Here is an 18,167-nt window from a genome sequence, read left to right on the forward strand (position 1 = left end):
TGCCGCGGATGCGATCGGCACGATGGCGCGGGAGACCTCGCGAGGCAGGAGGGCCACGGATGAGGATCTTGGTTACCGGCGGCGCGGGTTTCATCGGCTCACACTTCGTCAGGTGTCTGCTCGATGGCCGGTACGTCGGTTTCGAAGATTGCGACGTGACGGTGCTGGACAAGCTGACGTACGCCAGCGACCGCAGCAGCCTGCCGGCCGCACATCCCCGGCTGACCCTCGTCGTCGGTGACATCTGCGACCGGCGGTTGCTCGCCGACGTCGTGCCGGGGCACGACGCGATGATCCACTTCGCGGCGGAGTCGCACGTCGACCGGTCGATCGACGATCCCGCGCCCTTCTTCGAGACCAACGTGATGGGCTCGCACCTGCTGATGGCCGAGTGCGCGCGCAGCGGGGTCGAGCGGGTGGTCCACGTGTCCACGGACGAGGTGTACGGCTCGATCACCAGCGGCTCGTGGACGGAACGTTGCGTGCTGGAGCCGAACTCCCCGTACGCGGCCTCGAAGGCGGCCAGTGACTGCGTCGTCCGGGCCTACTGGCGCACCTACGACCTCGACCTGTCGATCACCCGCTGCGCCAACAACTACGGGCCCTACCAGCACATCGAGAAGGTCATTCCCCGGTTCGTGACCAGCCTCCTCGCCGGCCAGGACATCACGCTGCACGGCGACGGTCGCGCGGTGCGCGAGTGGCTGCACGTCGATGACCACTGCCGGGCCCTGTCCCTCGTGCTGGGCAAGGGACGGGCGGGCGAGATCTACAACATCGGCGGAGACATCGAGCTGACCAACCGGCAGCTGGCCGAGCGGATCCTGCACCTGCACGGCGCGGACTGGAACCGGGTGCGGTACGTCGCGGACCGCAAGGTGCAGGACCAGCGCTACTCCCTGGACTACCGCAAGATCCAGGACGAGCTCGGGTTCGAGCCGCAGGTCAGATTCGCCGACGGCCTGGCCGACGTGTACGCCTGGTACCGGGACAACCCGGACCGGTGGGCGGACGTCTATCCCGACCTCCGGGTGCCGGCCGAGGTTGGCGGCGGACCCGCGGGCGGTGCGGCCGGCGTGCCGGCGGCGCCGACGGTGCCCGCCCAGGCCCGCTGACGGGCGGTGCGGGTCAGCGGCCCTCGGCCTCGTCCATGGCGCGGTAGATCCGCTGCTCGGAGACCGGGTACGGGGTGCCCAGCGCCTGGGCGAACACGTTCACCCGCAACTCCTCGATCATCCAGCGGATCGCCTGCACCGGCGCCGACGAGCGGCGGGCCGGCGGCAGCGCGGCCAGCAGGTCCGCGTACTCCTTCCGGACCACGGCTATCCGGTCCTGCTGCGACTTGTCCCGCTGCGGGTTGCCGGCCAGCCGGTCCAGCCGGCGCTGGATGGCGGTGAGGTAGCGCAGCAGGTCGGGCAGCCGGTCGTACCCGGTCTCGGTGATGAAGCCGGCGTGCACCAGCTCGCCGAGCTGGCCGCGGATGTCGGCCAGCGCGGCCACCACCGCGAGGTTGCGGGTGGCGCCGAGCCGCTGTTCCACCTCGTACGCGACCGCCAGGACCCGGCGGACCCGGTCCATCGTCTCCACCACGGTGTCCACCAGGTCGGCCCGGACCCGGTCCCGCAGCGCCGCGAAGCCGTCGGCGTCCCAGGCCGGGCCGCCCGCGTCGGCCATCAGCTTGTCGATGGCCGCGCCCGCGGCGTCGGCGATCAACGCCTGCACCCCGCCGTGCGGGTTGCGGCTGAGCGCCAGCTTGGTCTCGTTGCTCAGCCGGCCCTGCAGGAACTTGGCCGGCGACGGCACGGTCAGCCGGAGCAGTCGCCGGGTGCCCGCCCAGTGCGCGGTGACCTGCTCGACCTCGCTGTCGAACACCCGCACCCCGGCCGTGTCGCCCTCGTCGACCAGCGCCGGGTACGCGATCACCGGATAGCCGGCCCGCACCTGCTCGACGGTGCGCGGCAGGGCGCCGATGGTCCAGTCCGTCAGGCCGGTCCGGGCCAGGTCCGGCGCCGCCGCGGCGACCACCTGGCGCACCCGGGGTCGCAGCTCGCGCTGCAGCGCGGGCAGGTCCCGGCCCTCCGCGACCGGCTTGCTGTCGTCGCCCAACACCCGGAAGTTGACCCGCAGGTGCGCGGGCAGCCGGGCCGGGTCCCACGCCTCGCGCGGAACCGTCACGCCGGTCATCCGGCGCAGCTCGCGGGTGAGCGCGTCCAGCAGCGGCTCGGCGCCGGGCCGGATGCTCGCCAGCGCCGCGCGGGCGAAGTCGGGCACCGGCACGAAGTTGCGGCGGATCGCCTTGGGCAGCGACCGGATCAGCGCGATCACCAGCTCCTCGCGCAGGCCGGGAACCTGCCACTCGAAGCTCTCCGCCGGCACCTGGTTGAGCAGCGGCAGCGGGATGTCCACGGTCACCCCGTCGGCCGCGGTGCCCGGGTCGAAGGCGTACGACACCGGCAGGCTGACCCCGTCGGCGTGCCACTCGTCGGGGTAGTCGGCCTCGGCCACCCCGCCGCGGCCCGCGTTGATCAGCAGCTCGCGGGTGAAGGTGAGCAGGTCCGGCTGCTCCCGGCGGGTCTTCTTCCACCACGCGTCGAAGTGCCGGGCCGAGACCACGTCGGCCGGGATCCGCTGGTCGTAGAACTCGAACACGGTCTCGTCGTCGACCAGGATGTCCCGGCGCCGGGCCCGGTCCTCCAGCTCGGCCACCTCGTCCAGCAGCGCCCGGTTGTCCGCGAAGAACCGGTGGTGGGTCTGCCAGTCGCCCTCCACCAGCGCGTGCCGGATGAACAGCTCCCGGCTGAGCCCCGGGTCGATCCGGCCATAGTTCACCTTGCGCGACGCGACCAGGGGCAGCCCGTACAGGGTCACCTTCTCGTACGCCATGACGGCGCCCTGCTTCTTCTCCCAGTGCGGCTCGCTGTAGCTGCGTTTCACCAGGTGCTGCGCGAGCGGCTCCACCCACTCCGGCTCGATCCGCCCGACCACCCGGCCCCACAGCCGGGAGGTCTCCACCAGCTCGGCCGCCATCACCCAGCGCGGCGGCTTCTTGAACAGCGCCGAGCCGGGGAAGATGCCGAACTTCGCGCCGCGGGCGCCCAGGTACTCGTTCTTCGTGTTCGCGTCCTTGAGTCCGAGGTGCGAGAGCAGGCCGGCCAGCAGCGCCTGGTGCACCCGCGGGGTGTCGATCTCCGCCGGCAGGTCGCCGCCGATCCCGCGCCGGCCCGCCGCGCCGCCGCCGTCCGTGCCCACGCCACCGTCCGCGCCGCCGGCCGCACCCGCGCCGCCGTTGGCGCCGGCCGCCGCCGGTCCGCGCCGGCCCCGTCGACCGTCGCCCGATTCCTGGGTACGCAGCGCCTGGCGCAACTGGCTGACGATGTCCTGCCACTCGCGTACCCGCAGGTAGTTGAGGTATTCGGCCTTGCACATCCGGCGGAACGCGCTGGAGGAGAGCTCGCGCTGCTGCTCGCGCAGGTAGCGCCACAGGTTGAGGAACGTGACGAAGTCGGACTCCCGGTCGGTGAACCGGGCGTGCGCCTGGTCGGCCTGGGCCTGCCGGTCCGCCGGCCGCTCCCGGGGGTCCTGGATGGACAGCGCCGCGGCGATCACCACCACCTCGCCTGTGCAGCCGATTCGCTCGCCCTCCAGCACCATCCGGGCCAGCCGGGGGTCCACCGGCAGCTGCGCCAGCCGGCGACCCAGCGGGGTGAGCCGGCGGTCGGTCTCGGTGCCGGCCGGGTCCAGCGCGTTCAGCTCGGACAGCAGGTTGACCCCGGCGGTGACGTTGCGCCGTTCCGGCGGCTCCACGAACGGGAACGCGGCGATGTCACCCAGTCCGATCGCGGTCATCTGCAGGATCACCGACGCCAGGTTGGTGCGCAGGATCTCCGGGTCGGTGAACTCGGGACGGGCCAGGAAGTCCTGCTCGTCGTACAGCCGGATGCAGATGCCGTCGGAGGTCCGGCCGCACCGGCCCTTGCGCTGGTTGGCCGACGCCTGCGAGATCGGCTCGATGGGCAGCCGCTGCACCTTCAGCCGGTTGCTGTACCGGGAGATCCGCGCGGTGCCGGGGTCGACGACGTACTTGATGCCGGGAACGGTGAGCGAGGTCTCGGCCACGTTGGTGGCCAGCACGACCCGCCGGGCCGAGTGGGACTGGAACACCCGGTGCTGCTCGGCGGTGGACAGCCGGGCGTACAGCGGCAGGATCTCGGTGCCGCGCAGCGCCGGCGCCCGCTGCACCAGCTTGCCGAGCGCGTCGGCGGTGTCCCGGATCTCCCGCTCGCCGCTGAGGAAGACCAGGATGTCACCCCGGCCCTCGGCGGCCAGCTCCTCGACGGCGTCGCCGATGGCCTGGATCTGGTCCCGGACCGTGTCGGTGTCGTCATCGTCCTCGGCCGTCTCCACAAGGGGCCGGTACCGCACCTCGACCGGGTACGTCCGGCCGGACACCTCGACGATCGGCGCCGGCACCGGCTCTTCGCCGTCCCGGCCGGGGGCCGCGAAGTGCCGGGCGAACCGGTCCGGGTCGATGGTGGCCGAGGTGATGATCACCTTGAGGTCCGGTCGCTGCGGGAGCAGCTGCCGGAGGTAGCCGAGGATGAAGTCGATGTTGAGGCTGCGCTCGTGCGCCTCGTCGATGATCAGCGTGTCGTACTGCCGGAGCATCCGGTCGTGCTGCAGCTCGGTGAGCAGGATGCCGTCGGTCATGAGCTTGACCAGCGTCCGGTCGCCCACCTGGTCGGTGAACCGGACCTTGTAGCCGACCACGTCGCCCAGCTCGGTGCCCAGCTCGGACGCGATCCGATCGGCCACGGTCCGGGCGGCCAGCCGGCGCGGCTGGGTGTGCCCGATCCGGCCGCGCAGCCCGCGTCCCAGCTCGAGGCAGATCTTCGGCAGCTGGGTGGTCTTGCCGGAGCCCGTCTCGCCGGCCACGATCACCACCTGGTGGTCGCGGATGGCCGCGGCGATCTCGTCCCGGCGCTCGCTCACCGGCAGCTCGGCCGGGTACACGATCTTCGGGAGCGCTGCCCGGCGGGCGGCCAGCCGCTCCTCGGCCGCGGCCACGTCGGCGGTGATCTGCGCCATGGCCTGCTCCCGGCGGCGCGGATCCCGGATCCGGCGGGTGCCGTCGAGCCGGCGCCGGATGCGGCGCTCGTCGGCCTGGCCGAGCGCGGCCACCCGGGCGGTCAGCTCGGCGGCGGCCCGGGCGGTCCGCTCCGCGCCGACCGGCCCGGCGCTGGTCGGCCCGGCGCTGCTTGGCCCGGCGCTGGTCGGCCCGGCGCTGCTTCGCTGGGCGTTGGTCGGCTCGGCAGCGGTCGGTCCGGCGCTGGTCGGCTCGGCGCTGGCTGGCGCGGCGCTGCTTGGCTGGGCGCTGGTCGGCTCGGCGCCGGTCGAGTCGGCGGCGGGGGAGTCGAGCGCGGCGGGCGGTGGTGTCTGCATGTCGTCGCCAAGGATAGGCACGTGATCGTCCGGCCGGCCCGTGGTTATCCGCCGCCCGGGGTGGCCCTCAGCCATCGGCCGTACCCAGCAGTGCCTCGGCCGCCTCGCGGGCGTGCCGGATCGGATCGGGGAAGAGGCCGAGGCCGTGGGCGACCAAGGCTCCCTCGTGCAGCAGTAGCAGCGTGCGGCCGAGCCGGTCCGCGTCGTCCGGAGCGACCCGTCCGGCCAGGTCGGTGAAGAGGGCCAGCATCCGGGCCTTCTGGCCGTCGATGACGGCCCGCGCCGGGTGCTCCGCATCGGTGATCTCGGCCCGGGCGTTGATCATGCTGCAGCCGCGAGGGCTGTCCTCGGCCATCCACGCGGCCGCCGCCTCGAACACCGCGGACACCTGGTGGCGGGCGTCCGAGGGGGCGCGTTCGAGAGCCTCGCTCAGCCTGGCGCTCCAGCGTTCGTCCCGGTCGGCCAGGTATTCCACGACCAGTTGCTCCTTGGACCCGAATCGGTCGTAAATGGTTTTTTTGGTCACACCCGCCTCGGCGGCGATCAGGTCGACGCCGACGGCATGTATGCCGCGCTTGTAGAACAGCCGGTCCGCGGCGGCGCGCACCCGCAGCGCGCCCGGGGTCATGGCCACCCGTACGGGAGGCTGCACAGCCGTCATGCCGAAAGTATACCGGTCTGTATAGTGAGCCGACGAGGTAAACCGATCTGTTTAGTGAGGGAGGCGCGATGAACATCCTGCTCTCGGCCGGCCTGGTGATCTGCTGGAGCTCCGGTTTCATCGGGGCCAAGCTCGGCACCGGCAGCGCGGCCCCCAGCACCCTGCTGGCGTGGCGGTTTCTGCCCCTGGCGGTGCTGCTGCTGCTCGTCGCGGCCGTCGTGGGCAGGTCGTCCTGGCGTGGGCTGCGGCCGGCGGACGTCGGCCGGCAGGTCGCGGTCGGCCTGCTGTCGCAGAGCGGCTACCTGCTCACCGTCTATCTCGCGATCCGGCTCGGGGTCTCCAGCGGGACCACCGCGCTGATCGACGGCACCCAGCCCCTGGTCATGGGCGCGCTGGCCGGGCCACTGCTGGGTCGTCGGGTGGCGGGTCGGCAGTGGCTGGGGCTCGGCCTCGGGCTCGTCGGGGTCGCGGTGGTCAGCGCCGCCGACGCGGGAGCCACCCGGGTGGCCTGGTGGGCCTACCTCGTGCCGTTCCTGGGCATGGGCTGCCTGGTCGCGGCGACCGCCCTGGACAGCCGGGCCAGGGTTCGGGTCGCCCCGCGCGCGGCGATGACCATCCATTGCGTGACGAGCGCGCTCGTCTTCGCCGGCCTCGCCGTGGTGACCGGCGACGCGGCGCCACCGCGCGATCGCGCCTTCTGGCTGGCCGTCGCCTGGCTCGTCGTCCTGTCCACCCTGGGCGGTTACGGCCTCTACTGGCTGGTGCTCAGGCGGAGCGGTGTGACCAGGGTCAACGCCCTGATGTTCCTGATGGCGCCGGTCACCGCGGTCTGGGGCGCGGTGATGTTCGGCGAGCCCTTCGGCCGGCGTACGGCGGTGGGTCTGCTGGTGTGCCTGACGGCCGCCGTGCTGGTGTCCCGGAGCGACCCGCGGCCCAGCTCCGGGGCGGGCGCTCCCGTGGCCCCTCCGCGCCCCGAGCCAAAGGTCCCGGCCCGTACCGCGGACTCGGGCGCCGACGGGAGCGGGCCGGGCGGTGTGCGGGTGGACCGTCCGGCTCGCCTAGGGTCTGTGTCGATGTGGTTGGCGACACGGACCCCGGGTTGATTCTCGGTTGCGGTTTCCGAACGGAAGGAATTCATGGAGCTGACCGAACGGGCGCTGGTCCAGGCGGCCGGCGCGGTGGCCCGGCTGCGCACCGCCGCCGGCCGGCACGCCGTGGCGACGGCGGTGCTGTCCGCGGACGGGCGGGTGTTCACCGGGGTGGACGTCCGGCACGACGCGGCGGGGGCCTGCGCCGAGGTGGTCGCCGTGGGCACGGCCGCCACCCAGGGGGTACGCGAGCTGAGCGCGATCGTGACGGTCGGCGACCGGGGCCGGGAGCTGCGGGAGCCGTGCCCCGGCTGCCGTCGGCTGCTGGCCGACTGGTTTCCCGGCATCCGCGTCGTGCTCGGCACGCCGGACGAGTTGCGGGCCGTACCGGTTGAGGAGCTGGCCGCGGGCCAGTCGCCCGCCGCATGATCAACACCAGATCCGCGATCTCGGGGGGATGAAGGGTGGCGAACCCCCCGAGATCACGGATCTTGTGTTGACCTACCCGCCGACGCCGACGCCGACGCCGACGCCGACGCCGACGCCGACGCCGACGCCGGGCGATGCGCTCAGGCGGCGGTGGACCAGATGGCCTTGAAGGCGGCGGCCTCGCCCGCGAGCCAGCGGTCCACCTGGTCGGGCTTGGCGGTCGACGGCATCCGGTGCGCGACCCCGCGACGGACGTCCACCAGGATCGGCTGGGCGTGCGGCAGGACCTGGTCGGTGTACCGGCCCATCAGGTGCAGCATGGCCAGCGCCGCCTCCTCGCTCGGCGGCGCCTCGTCGAAGTGCAGCCGGACCATCTCGGCCCGCCCGTCGGCGTACCGGAGGCCGAGCTGAGGGTTGATCTTGACGGGCAGGTCGCCGACCATCCCGAGGGCGTCCCGGGTCTGGGCCAGGTCCACCCGGTCCGGGTCACCGAGCGAGTGCAGGTAGGCCACCGCGCCCGGCACCAGCGCCTCGTACAGCGGGCGCCAGCGGGGCTTGACCTGCTCGGCGATCTCGGCGAGGTGCCGGCCGCCGGTGCGGAAGGCGATGTCCGCCTTGAGGGCCTTGACGAGCTGCCCGTGCGGGTTGAATCCGGAACGGCTGGCCCGCTGCTTGCGGAGGCCGCCGACGAAGGTCGCCTTGGCCGGGCCGGTCCGGTCGACGTATCGGGTGAAGCCGAGCAGCGTGGCGTAGGGAAGGGGCGTGGTTGGGGCGGTGGCAGCGGGCGCGATCACGGCTGTCCTCCCAGTTCAAGACCAATATTAGTACATACATTCTAATCGAGGATCGCCGCTGCGACCAGCGGAAACCGGGGCCGATCGGTCGTGGAGATCCGGGCGGTGAGCGCGTCGACGCGCACGTGATGGCCGGCGCCAGCGTCCTGCTCGGGGGTTCGGTCAGCGCCTCGCCGGCCGTCGGACACGCCGTGCGACAACCATCTACAGCACGCTCCGAGGTAGAGCCAGCTATACCGCACGGGTAGCACAGCCACATCCGGCTGGGGTAGATCATGGTCCATCGTGCTCCGAGCGGCCCTTGGCTAACGTCGTCCCATGCGATTTCGACCGGCCACGACAACTGGTGCCGCCGAACCAACACCAGATTCCGACCGCGAAACGGTTCGACTGCATTCGAGGTCCGTAGTCGGGTTGCTGCTGGCGGCCGCCGCGGCGCTGGCGGTGGCATTCGAGCTCGCCCCCCGGGTCCTCCTGAGGCCAACCTTCGGGGCTTACAACTACGAGAAACTGCAGGACGCCGTCGGGCGCGCTCTCGTCGAGTATTGGCGAAGCGGATCCCCGGCGCTCCCCGACCACCTGACGACGCTGGTCGAATACTGGTTCCAATGGCATGCGATCAAGGTGGGGATCAGCGCGCCGTTGGTCATTGTCCTCGGCCTGCTCACCACCGCTCTGTGGCAGAAATACCTGCGTGCCCGGCGTTGGTATGCGGCGGTCGCCACGGCCGCAACGGTGGCGACTGTTTTCGTCATGTGGGTGCTGTCGGTGAACATCCAGGTGATGGCCCTACCTCTGATCCCGTTGCTTGGGGTGCTACCCGGTAGGACCGCCGACGGAAGACTCGCACAGGTTTTAAGTGAGATGCGCGAAGGGCTGACGAATTCGGCCAGCCCCCACGCCGGTTCCCCCGCGCTGACGGTGCTGCTCGGCGCGGTCGAGCGATATTACTGGGTCACGGCGGCGATTCCCGCCACCCTGATCGTGGCAACCGGTCTGGCGAGCGCCTATTTCTGGAAGCGGCGCTTTGGCAGCCACCCGAGCGCCACCCGCGTCAGATTTCTGCACAGTGCACTCGGTGTCATCACGGCCCTGACCGCATGCCTGCTGCTGCTCATGACAGCGGGCAGCGCACTCTCGGCGCTCGAGCCCACCACCACGCTGCTGGACGTCATCGGTGCGGGCTGACACCGCTCCTCCAGCTGCTGCGTCCTACATCATAAGTCCGTGACGGTGGCGACGAGCGTGTGGCGGGCGATGGCGGGCAACCCCGTCCGATTCGTCCTGTCGCGATGGCCGTGGCGCAGCCTGGCCTATGTGCTCAGTAGCGTGGCGGTCATCTCGATCGCCTGGCTGGCCATCATGCCGCTGCTGTTGTTTCCGCCGCTGCTGCTGCTCGCCGGCATACCGATCGGGGCACTGGAGCGCCACCGGCTCGGCTTCATGGAGCCGCTGGCGGTCCCCGACCCGCACGCACCCGCGCCCGCGAGCGGCTGGGCGTGGGTACGGCGGCGAGTGACCGAGGCTGCCACCTGGCGCGAGCTCGGCTATTGCGCGTGCCTGCTGTCGGTGCTTGCGCTCCTCGATCTCGCCGCGGTGTTCGTCCTGATCAGCTGCCTCCTCCTGGTGGCGTTGCCGCTGTTGGTTGGGTGGGGCTGGGGCGTCCATATCGCGGTGGATACCTGGACGGTCGAGACCGTGGGCCGGGCGTGCGCCGTCGCCGGTCTGGTCGGGATTCCCGCGACGGTCGTCACCCTGTACGGAATCAGCGTGCTCGGCGGTGCCCAGGCCGCCTTCGCCAAGTGGCTGCTCGCGCCCACCGGCGCCGAGATGAACCGTCAGGTCGAGGAACTGGCCCGGTCACGCAGCCGGTTGGTCAACGCGTTCGAGGCCGAACGCCGTCGGATCGAGCGAGACCTGCACGATGGCGCGCAGCAACACCTGGTACTCCTGACGATGAAGTTGGGCCTGGCCGAGCGGCACATGGCCGACGCGGGGGGCCGCGCCGGTGAACTCGTCGGCGAGGCCCACGAGCAGGCCCGGCTGGCCCTCACCACCCTCCGGGACCAGATCCGCGGCATCCATCCTCAGATCCTCACCGATCTCGGGCTGACCGAGGCGGTACGCGAACTCGCCGAACGGTGTCCGATCCCGGTCGAGGTCGACCTCTACCTGCCCGGCCGGCTGCCGCCCGAGATCGAGTCCACCGCCTACTTCGTGGTCTCGGAGGCCCTCACCAACGCGGTACGACACGCTGCGGCCACTCGCATCCAGATCAGTGGCAGACTCGCTGGGCAACGGCTGGCGCTGGCAATCGTCGATGACGGCAGGGGCGGCGCCGAACCGTCACTGGGCACGGGCATGCGGGGGCTGGTCGACCGAGTGGCCGTCGTGGCCGGCACCCTGGAGATCAGCAGCCCACAAGGAGGACCCACCACAGTGCGGATCGAGCTGCCGTGTCGCTACGAATAGTGCTTGCCGAAGACTCCGCGCTCATGCGGGCCGGCCTCGTCAGTCTGCTCGAAGGACTGGGCCACACCGTGGTGGCGGCGGCCGGCGACGGTGACTCGATGATGGCGGCCGCCCGGGAGCACCGACCCGACCTGGTCATCACCGATGTCCGCATGCCGCCCAGTTTCAGCGATGAAGGGCTGCGCGCGGCGGTGGCACTCCGCGCCAGCGACCCGAGCGCGGCGGTTCTTGTGCTGTCGCAGTACGCGGCCACCGCGTACGCCGCTGAACTGCTCGGCCCGTCCGGTCGGGCGGGAGTTGGCTACTTACTCAAGGATCGCATCGGCGAGGTCGCCGACTTCTCCGACGCGGTGTCGCGGGTCGCGGCCGGTGAGACCGTCATCGACCCCGATGTGGTACGGCAGCTGCTGAACCGCCGACGCACGACCAACCCACTCGACCGGTTGACCACGCGGGAGCGGGAGGTGCTCGGGCAGATGGCCGAAGGCCACAACAACCCGTCCATCGCCCGAACGCTCGGAATCAGCGACGCCGCGGTGGCCAAACACATCGGCAACATCTTCACCAAACTCGACCTCCCGGAGGCCGACGGCCACCGCCGGGTACTCGCCGTCCTGACCTACCTGCGAAGCTGACCGCACCCCTGGTCGGCGGTGCGCGACGGCGGCCGGCACGGGCATGTGCTGGCCGGGCGGGTCAACGCGTTCAGCGAGGTGTGGCGTGCAGTGGCCCAAGCCCTCCGCTGCTGCGCTTGCCCGCCCGTTCATGCCCGGTCCTCCGGCAGCCGCTCCGGTTTGGGATGGAGCACCTCGCGGGCCTGGTCGGCGGCCCGGGCGATGCTTTCGGAGACGAACTCGACGAATCGGGCGATGGTCTCCAGCCGCGCGGCGGCCGGGGTGCCGGCGCCGAGAACGCTGACGCCCTGTCGGGCGATCGCCCCGAGGTGCGCGGTGGACCGGGCGCTGGCCATCGTGGACTGATACATCACGTCGTCGTCCACCACGTACCGTTCGTGGCGCCGTTCGTCGCGTTCCCGTCGGACAAGTCCCTGGCTTTCCAGGAAGGTGATGGCCTTGGAGATGGAGGCCGGGCTGACCTGTAACCGTCGGGCGAGCTCGGCGGCCGTGAGGCTGCCGGTGTCGGTGGTGTAGAGGCTGGCCAGGGTCCGAGCCGTCATCCTGGGCAGGCCCGACCGGGTGAAGACGTCGGCGAACATGTCCTCGTATTCGCGCACGGCCTCGGCGTCGCGCCCGTGGGCCAGTGGCGACACGTCGGGCTGCCCGGGTGTGGCCCTCCTGCGGCGGCGAGCGCGACGTTCCGTGGCGTGATGTGCCAGGTCGGCCCGGTAGGCGGTGGGGCCGCCGTTGCGCATGACCTCCCTGGTGATGGTCGAGGTCGGACGGTCGAGACGCCTGGCCATCTCCGCGTACGGGAGGCCGTCGGCCAGCCCCAGCGCGATCTGCTCGCGTTCCCGTTGGGTGAGCCTGCCTCCCGGCATCGCAGCCTCCTTCGTTGTCCCACGACCGCTTGGACGATAGCGTTCATTTCAACCCATTGCAACAGCTCTGGCCGGGGTCTGTTGCATTAGATTTACCTCCATTGCAATGAATTTGTCGCCTCTGAGATGGGAAAACGCCGTCAACGGGCCAGGAAGGCCGTTGCCCACAGAGGAAAGGCAACGTAGCGTTTCCAATATGAGAAACAAAGGTTCGAGCGAGTCCACTGCCGCCCGCGAGGCATCCGCGTCCCTGGACGCGGGCACCGGCCACGGCCGTGTGCACAACGCGCTCAACAACACGACCGGTGCCGCCGCCGAGCTGAAGGTCCACGCGACCACCGGCCACGACGACATCACCGCCCAGGGCCGCTGAGGAGGATCCCATGACCAACTCAACCGATATCTACCGGAACCGTCCGGAACTGCGGGAGGCCATGCAGGCGTTCATCGACGCCGGCTTCGCCGGCGTCACGCTGCGGGTGCACGACGACCAGGTCGAGTGGGCCGGCAGCGCCGGCGTACGTGAGCTGGGCGGGACCGCCAGCCCACCGGTCGATGGCCGGTTCTGGGCGGGCAGTGTCGCCAAGACGTTCACCGCCACCGCGGTCCTGCAACTGGTGGCCGAGGAGAAGCTCGGGCTGGACGCCCCGGTGGCCGACCACCTGCCCGGCCTCGCCCTCGACCAGCGGATCACGGTGCGCATGCTGCTCCAGCACACCAGCGGCCTGTTCAACTACACCGGCGAGTATTACCCCGACGGGACGTTCGCGCCGGGAATCCCCGCCGTCGGCAAGGAGTGGGTGGACAGCCGGCTGCGCACCTATCGGCCGCGGGAGCTGGTGGAGCTGGCCCTGTCCAAGCCGGCGCGGTTCGAGCCCGGGACCGACTGGAGTTACTCCAACACCAACTACACGGTGGCCGCCCTGCTCATCGAGCAGGTGGCCGGCGGAGCCTACGGGGAGCAGCTGCAACGGCGCATCCTGCAGCCGCTCGGGCTGCGCGACACCCAGCTCGCCGGCGACATCACCGACCTGCCCGAGCCGCACGCCCATGGCTACTACCGCTACCAGGACGGCGACGAGTGGAAGGTGGAGGATGTCTCCCGGCAGAACCTCTCCATGCTGCCCGGGGCCGGCGCCGCGATCTCGACGACGAAGGATCTGCACACGTTCTTCGCCGCGCTCAATGGCGGCAAGCTCCTGCCGGCCCCGCTCCTTGACGAGATGCGCACGCCCAAGGGGCCGATCGACTATGGTCTCGGGCTGTTCATCCAGGACCTGGGCCCCGACTGCGGCACTGTCTATCACCACAACGGCGGTGCACCGGGGGGGTACGGGGCCCTGATGTACAGCAGCCCCGACGGCACCAGGACGCTGACCGCCGGCCTGACCACCGGCGACGGCGAGGCCAACCCGGCCGAGGCTCTCCCGCCGGTCCTGGACGCCCTCATCAGAGCGGTGTTCTGTGGCCCGCATGCCGCGCGCTGAGGCAATCGGATCGAACACGGGCGGCAGGCGTCGGCACGACATCGACGCCCGCCGCCCTGCGGCACCCCGACGAGATCCGCGCCCTCCGGGCCGGGCGATGGTGCGGGACCGGTCACTGGCCGGCGACCAGCGGCACCCTGTGGAGCGTGCCGACAGCAAGCCGTCACCCCGCGCAGCCGGCGGTTCCGGACGGTCCCGTTCGTCCGGCATGCTGTATCGATGGAGTGCCCCTTCTGTCTGCCCGCCATCGCGCGCCAGATCGTTCGGGAGAACGAGTTCTGCTATGCCATCTGGACCGAAGAGGTGCCGGTGGGATCGGCCATGGTGCTGCCGAAGGCGCACCGGGGCACCGTCTTCGACCTGACCGCCCAGGAATGGGCGGCGACCCAGCACCTGCTCGCCGAGCTGCGGGTGATGATCGGGCGGGCGCACCGGCCGGACGGCTGGAACGTGGGCTGGAACGTCGAGCCGGTGGGCGGCCAGTCCATCCCGCACGCGCACTGCCACCTGGTGCCGCGCTATCGGGAGGAGCCGCTGGCCGGCCGCGGCATCCGGGCCTGGCTCAAGGACCCGGACAACCGGCCGCCGCAGCACGCGCCGCTGCGTACCCCGTCCTGGCGGATCACCGTCGACGCGCCCGCCGCCGAGCCGTGCGCGCCCGACGTGCGGTCCCGCTAGAGCTGGCCCACGTCGGTGACCCGGACGACCGCGGCGCCGGCCTCGTCGGAGGCCGCGAGGTCGACCTCGGCGCTGACGCCCCAGTCGTGGTCGCCGGCCGGGTCGTCGAAGATCTGCCGGACCGTCCACCGGTCCCGGCCCTGTTCGATCATCAGCAACGCCGGGCCGCGGGCGTCCGGACCGGTGCCGAGCGAGTCGTACGCCTCGAAGTACGGCGCCATGGCCTCGGCCCAGTCCTCGGCGTCCCAACCGGCCTCGGCGTCCAGCTCGCCGAGCGCGTCCCAGCGGCGCAGCGCGGCCAGCTCCACCCGGCGGAACAGCGCGTTGCGGACCAGCACCCGGAACGCCCGCACGTTGCGGGTGACCGCGGGCGGCCGCTCGTCCAGCACGGTCGTCTCCGCCGCCTCGGTGGGGTTGCGCAGCCGCTCCCACTCGTCGATGAGGCTGGAGTCCACCTGCCGGACCAGCTCGCCCAGCCACTCGATCAGGTCGACCAGCTCGTCGGTCTTGGCGTCCTCCGGCACGGTCTGCCGCAGCGCCTTGTACGCGTCCGCGAGGTAGCGCAGCACCAGCCCCTCGGAGCGGGACAGGCCGTAGAACGCGACGTACTCGGTGAACGTCATGGCCCGCTCGTACATGTCCCGGACCACCGACTTGGGCGACAGCTCGTGGTCGGCCACCCACGGGTGCCCCCGGCGGTACATCTCGTACGCCGCCTCCAGCAGCTCGGCGAGCGGCTTCGGCCAGGTCACCTCGTCCAGCAGTTCGATCCGCTGCTCGTACTCGATGCCGTCGGCCTTCATCGCGGCCACCGCCTCGCCGCGGGCCTTGAACTGCTGCGCCGAGAGCACCTGACGCGGGTTGTCCAGGATGGACTCGATCACCGACAGCACGTCCAGGGCGTACGAGGGGGACTCCCGGTCCAGCAGCTCGATGGCGGCCAGGGCCAGCGGCGACAGCGGCTGGTTGAGCGCGAAGTCGAGCTGGAGGTCGACGGTGAGCCGCACCCGCCGGCCGGTCTCGTCCGGCTCGGGCAGCTGCTCCACCACGCCGCCGGCCAGCAGCGCCCGGTAGATGGCGATGGCCCGGCGGATGTGCCGGCGCTGCGCGGCGCGGTCCTCGTGGTTGTCGGTGAGCAGGTGCCGCATGGCCGCGAACGCGTCGCCCGGCCGGCCGATCACGTTCAGCAGCATGGAGTGGCTGACCTGGAAGCTGGAGGTGAGCGGCTCCGGGTCGGCGGCCACCAGGCGCTCGAAGGTTGGCTGGCCCCAGCCGATCGAGCCCTCCGGTGGCTTCTTGCGGACCACCTTCCGCCGCTTCTTCGGGTCGTCCCCGGCCTTCGCGAGGGCCTTCTCGTTGTCGATCACGTGCTCGGGCGCCTGCACCACCACCCGGCCGACGGTGTCGAAGCCGGCCCGCCCGGCCCGCCCGGCGATCTGGTGGAACTCGCGCGCCTTGAGCAGGCGGGTCCGCACCCCGTCGTACTTGGACAGGCCGGTGAACAGCACGGTCCGGATCGGCACGTTGATGCCGACGCCCAGCGTGTCGGTCCCGCAGATGACCTTGAGCAGGCCGGCCTGGGCGAGGGTCTCCACCAGGCGGCGGTATTTGGGCAGCATGCCGGCGTGGTGCACGCCGATGCCGTGCCGGACCAGCCGGGACAGCGTCCGGCCGAAGCCGGCGGTGAACCGGAAGTTGCCGATGGCCTCGGCGATCAGGTCCTTCTCGGCCCGGGTGCACACGTTCACGCTCATCAGCGCCTGCGCCCGTTCCAGGGCGGCGGCCTGGGTGAAGTGCACGACGTAGATCGGCGCCTGCTTGGTGTCGAGCAGCTCCTCGAGCGTCTCGTGCAGCGGGGTCATGGCGTACGAGAAGATCAGCGGGACCGGCCGCTCGGCCGAGCTGACGACGGCGGTCGACCGGCCGGTGCGCCGGGTCAGGTCGTCGACGAACCGGGTGGTGTCGCCCAGCGTGGCCGACATGAGCACGAACTGCGCCTGGGGCAGCTCGATCAGCGGCACCTGCCAGGCCCAGCCCCGGTCCGGCTCGGCGTAGAAGTGGAACTCATCCATGATCACCAGGCCCACGTCGGCCCGGCGACCCTCCCGGAGCGCGATGTTGGCGAGGATCTCGGCGGTGCAGCAGATGATCGGCGCGTCCTCGTTGACGCTCGCGTCACCGGTCAGCATGCCCACGTTGTGCGCGCCGAAGATCTCGCAGAGCGCGAAGAACTTCTCCGAGACCAGCGCCTTGATGGGCGCCGTGTAGAAGCTCACCCGGTCGTCGGCCATGGCGGCGAAGTGCGCGGCCGTGGCCACCAGGCTCTTGCCCGAGCCGGTCGGGGTGTTCAGGATGACGTTGGCGCCCGAGACGATCTCGATCAGCGCCTCTTCCTGGTGTGGGTAGAGGTCGAGGCCGCGCTCCTTGGCCCAGCCGGCGAAGGCTTCGTACAGGGCGTCGGGGTCGGCCTCGGGCGGCAGCTGGTCGAGAAGCGTCATAGCCGATCAATCCTGCCCCGATCCGGTCCCGCGCGCCAACTCGGCTCCGGCGCCCGGGATGTCAGGAGGGGGTCCCGCCCGGGACAGGGCCCTTCCGTTCGAAGATCAGGTCGTAGACCGCGCGGTGGGCCGCCCGGGCGCGGCGTTCGAACTTGGTGACCGGCCGGTCCGGGCGGGGGGCGAAGCCCGGGTACGCGTTCACCAGCTCCGGGTCCGCGGTCAGCGTCTCGCGCATCGCGTACGCGTAGTCCGGCAGGTCGGTGGCGCAGTGCAGCCGCCCGCCGGGCGCCAACCGGTCCCGCAGCAGCGGCACGTGGGCCGGTTGGATCAGCCGCCGCTTGTGGTGCCGCGCCTTGGGCCACGGGTCGGGGAAGAAGATGTTGATCGCGGCGAACGCGCCCGGCGGGATCACGTGCCGGAGCAGGACCAGCGCGTCCCCGTCGGCCACCCGGACGTTGCGCAGGCCCCGCCGCTCGACCATGGCGAGCAGGTTGGCGATCCCGGGCGTGTGCACCTCCACGGCCAGGTAGTCGCGGTCCGGGTCGGCGGCCGCCATGGCCGCCGTGACGTCGCCCATCCCGGAACCGATCTCCAGCACCAGCGGGGCGTTCCGGCCGAACAGCTCGGCCAGCTCGATCCCGCCACCCGACTGGTCGGGCTGTGCTGGACGGCCGGGCTGTGCCGGCCGCTCGGGCTGGCCGGGACCGCCGGGGCCGGCGGGCTCGTCGGGGCCGGCGGGCTGGCCGGGACTGCCGGGGCCGGCGGGCTGGCCGGGGTCCGAGGGCTCGTCGGGACCGCCGTGGCCGGCGGGGTCGTCGGGCACGGTGAGGCCGTACCGGGGCCAGAGCCGATCCAGGGCGTCCAGGTGGCGCCCGCTGAGCCGGCCGCGCCGGGGGTGGAATGTCCGGATTGTTGCGCGGTGCGGGGTCGGACCGACGCCCCCCGCCCGATGCCCGGCCTGGTCCTCGGCCCGGTGCTCGGCGTGCCCGGCCTGGTCTTCGGCGTGCCCGGCCCGGTGCTCGGCGTGCCCGGCCTGGTCTTCGGCGTGCCCGGCCTGGTCCTCGGCCCGGTGCTCGGCCTGGTCCTCGGCGTGCCCGGCCTGGTCCTTGGCCCGGTGCTCGGC

At 71.7% G+C, this 18,167-nt stretch carries 16 protein-coding genes; 10 read left to right on the forward strand and 6 right to left on the reverse strand.

What is annotated here, in order from left to right:
* Nucleotides 1–59 precede the first annotated feature (59 nt).
* The gene (rfbB, locus tag ACFFHU_RS21020) at nt 60–1,115 is read left to right on the forward strand and encodes a dTDP-glucose 4,6-dehydratase (protein WP_377341437.1); all 1,056 of its coding nucleotides are present in this window, start codon (nt 60–62) and stop codon (nt 1,113–1,115) included.
* Nucleotides 1,116–1,128: 13 nt separating this feature from the next.
* Here rfbB and hrpA read toward each other — a convergent pair whose 3' ends face one another.
* Entirely contained in the window at nt 1,129–5,439 is a 4,311-nt protein-coding gene (hrpA, locus tag ACFFHU_RS21025; RefSeq protein ID WP_377341439.1) for an ATP-dependent RNA helicase HrpA, read from the reverse strand.
* A gap of 67 nt (nt 5,440–5,506) precedes the next feature.
* Nucleotides 5,507–6,100, reverse strand: a complete 594-nt coding sequence (locus ACFFHU_RS21030; protein ID WP_377341441.1) for a TetR/AcrR family transcriptional regulator — start codon at nt 6,098–6,100, stop codon at nt 5,507–5,509.
* A gap of 68 nt (nt 6,101–6,168) precedes the next feature.
* Between ACFFHU_RS21030 and ACFFHU_RS21035 the strand changes: the two genes are divergently transcribed.
* Together ACFFHU_RS21035 and ACFFHU_RS21040 are read left to right on the forward strand one after the other, a co-directional pair.
* The gene (locus ACFFHU_RS21035) at nt 6,169–7,203 is read left to right on the forward strand and encodes a DMT family transporter (protein WP_377341443.1); all 1,035 of its coding nucleotides are present in this window, start codon (nt 6,169–6,171) and stop codon (nt 7,201–7,203) included.
* A gap of 33 nt (nt 7,204–7,236) precedes the next feature.
* The gene (locus ACFFHU_RS21040; protein ID WP_377341444.1) at nt 7,237–7,617 is read left to right on the forward strand and encodes a cytidine/deoxycytidylate deaminase family protein; all 381 of its coding nucleotides are present in this window, start codon (nt 7,237–7,239) and stop codon (nt 7,615–7,617) included.
* Between the two features lie 140 nt (nt 7,618–7,757).
* Here the strand turns inward: ACFFHU_RS21040 and ACFFHU_RS21045 are convergent, their stop codons facing one another.
* The gene (locus ACFFHU_RS21045) at nt 7,758–8,408 is read right to left on the reverse strand and encodes a hypothetical protein (protein ID WP_377341848.1); all 651 of its coding nucleotides are present in this window, start codon (nt 8,406–8,408) and stop codon (nt 7,758–7,760) included.
* A gap of 417 nt (nt 8,409–8,825) precedes the next feature.
* On the opposite strand from ACFFHU_RS21045, the gene ACFFHU_RS21050 reads away from it, so the two are divergent.
* From ACFFHU_RS21050 to ACFFHU_RS21060, 3 genes are read left to right on the forward strand one after another with little or no spacing between them, the layout of a single operon-like run.
* Entirely contained in the window at nt 8,826–9,599 is a 774-nt protein-coding gene (locus ACFFHU_RS21050; protein ID WP_377341445.1) for a hypothetical protein, read from the forward strand.
* Nucleotides 9,600–9,638: 39 nt separating this feature from the next.
* On the forward strand, nt 9,639–10,883 hold the full coding sequence (locus tag ACFFHU_RS21055) for a sensor histidine kinase (protein WP_377341447.1): 1,245 nt from the start codon (nt 9,639–9,641) through the stop codon (nt 10,881–10,883).
* A 23-nt stretch (nt 10,884–10,906) separates the two neighbouring features.
* Nucleotides 10,907–11,518 (forward strand): response regulator, encoded by a 612-nt coding sequence (locus ACFFHU_RS21060; protein WP_377341850.1) that lies wholly within the window; start codon nt 10,907–10,909, stop codon nt 11,516–11,518.
* Between the two features lie 128 nt (nt 11,519–11,646).
* Here the strand turns inward: ACFFHU_RS21060 and ACFFHU_RS21065 are convergent, their stop codons facing one another.
* Entirely contained in the window at nt 11,647–12,381 is a 735-nt protein-coding gene (locus ACFFHU_RS21065) for a GbsR/MarR family transcriptional regulator (RefSeq protein ID WP_377341449.1), read from the reverse strand.
* A gap of 196 nt (nt 12,382–12,577) precedes the next feature.
* Here ACFFHU_RS21065 and ACFFHU_RS21070 point away from each other — a divergent pair, with 196 nt between their 5' ends.
* The 3 genes from ACFFHU_RS21070 to ACFFHU_RS21080 all read left to right on the forward strand — a co-directional run bounded on the left by ACFFHU_RS21070 (nt 12,578) and on the right by ACFFHU_RS21080 (nt 14,546).
* Entirely contained in the window at nt 12,578–12,754 is a 177-nt protein-coding gene (locus tag ACFFHU_RS21070) for a hypothetical protein (RefSeq protein WP_377341450.1), read from the forward strand.
* 10 nt (nt 12,755–12,764) lie between these two features.
* On the forward strand, nt 12,765–13,868 hold the full coding sequence (locus tag ACFFHU_RS21075) for a serine hydrolase domain-containing protein (RefSeq protein ID WP_377341452.1): 1,104 nt from the start codon (nt 12,765–12,767) through the stop codon (nt 13,866–13,868).
* A 219-nt stretch (nt 13,869–14,087) separates the two neighbouring features.
* Nucleotides 14,088–14,546, forward strand: a complete 459-nt coding sequence (locus ACFFHU_RS21080; protein WP_377341454.1) for an HIT family protein — start codon at nt 14,088–14,090, stop codon at nt 14,544–14,546.
* Here the strand turns inward: ACFFHU_RS21080 and ACFFHU_RS21085 are convergent.
* The gene (locus ACFFHU_RS21085; RefSeq protein WP_377341455.1) at nt 14,543–17,044 is read right to left on the reverse strand and encodes a DEAD/DEAH box helicase; all 2,502 of its coding nucleotides are present in this window, start codon (nt 17,042–17,044) and stop codon (nt 14,543–14,545) included. The genes ACFFHU_RS21080 and ACFFHU_RS21085 overlap by 4 nt on opposite strands.
* A gap of 61 nt (nt 17,045–17,105) precedes the next feature.
* Nucleotides 17,106–17,867, reverse strand: coding sequence for a tRNA (guanosine(46)-N7)-methyltransferase TrmB (gene trmB / locus ACFFHU_RS21090; RefSeq protein WP_377341457.1), 762 nt, complete (start codon nt 17,865–17,867; stop codon nt 17,106–17,108).
* A gap of 96 nt (nt 17,868–17,963) precedes the next feature.
* On the opposite strand from trmB, the gene ACFFHU_RS21095 reads away from it, so the two are divergent.
* Nucleotides 17,964–18,167 (forward strand): hypothetical protein (locus ACFFHU_RS21095; protein ID WP_377341458.1); only part of this gene is annotated, 204 nt, incomplete at its 3' end.

Source organism: Plantactinospora siamensis (assembly GCF_042434095.1).
Taxonomy (GTDB): domain Bacteria; phylum Actinomycetota; class Actinomycetes; order Mycobacteriales; family Micromonosporaceae; genus KBS50.

What these genes read in the sequence shown, in the direction of transcription:
- rfbB (WP_377341437.1), top strand. Translation starts at nt 60, where the DNA reads ATGAGGATCTTGGTTACCGGCGGCGCGGGTTTCATCGGCTCACACTTC.
- hrpA (WP_377341439.1), bottom strand. Translation starts at nt 5,439, where the DNA reads ATGCAGACACCACCGCCCGCCGCGCTCGACTCCCCCGCCGCCGACTCG.
- ACFFHU_RS21030 (WP_377341441.1), bottom strand. Translation starts at nt 6,100, where the DNA reads ATGACGGCTGTGCAGCCTCCCGTACGGGTGGCCATGACCCCGGGCGCG.
- ACFFHU_RS21035 (WP_377341443.1), top strand. Translation starts at nt 6,169, where the DNA reads ATGAACATCCTGCTCTCGGCCGGCCTGGTGATCTGCTGGAGCTCCGGT.
- ACFFHU_RS21040 (WP_377341444.1), top strand. Translation starts at nt 7,237, where the DNA reads ATGGAGCTGACCGAACGGGCGCTGGTCCAGGCGGCCGGCGCGGTGGCC.
- ACFFHU_RS21060 (WP_377341850.1), top strand. Translation starts at nt 10,907, where the DNA reads ATGCGGGCCGGCCTCGTCAGTCTGCTCGAAGGACTGGGCCACACCGTG.
- ACFFHU_RS21065 (WP_377341449.1), bottom strand. Translation starts at nt 12,381, where the DNA reads ATGCCGGGAGGCAGGCTCACCCAACGGGAACGCGAGCAGATCGCGCTG.
- ACFFHU_RS21070 (WP_377341450.1), top strand. Translation starts at nt 12,578, where the DNA reads ATGAGAAACAAAGGTTCGAGCGAGTCCACTGCCGCCCGCGAGGCATCC.
- ACFFHU_RS21075 (WP_377341452.1), top strand. Translation starts at nt 12,765, where the DNA reads ATGACCAACTCAACCGATATCTACCGGAACCGTCCGGAACTGCGGGAG.
- ACFFHU_RS21080 (WP_377341454.1), top strand. Translation starts at nt 14,088, where the DNA reads ATGGAGTGCCCCTTCTGTCTGCCCGCCATCGCGCGCCAGATCGTTCGG.
- ACFFHU_RS21085 (WP_377341455.1), bottom strand. Translation starts at nt 17,044, where the DNA reads ATGACGCTTCTCGACCAGCTGCCGCCCGAGGCCGACCCCGACGCCCTG.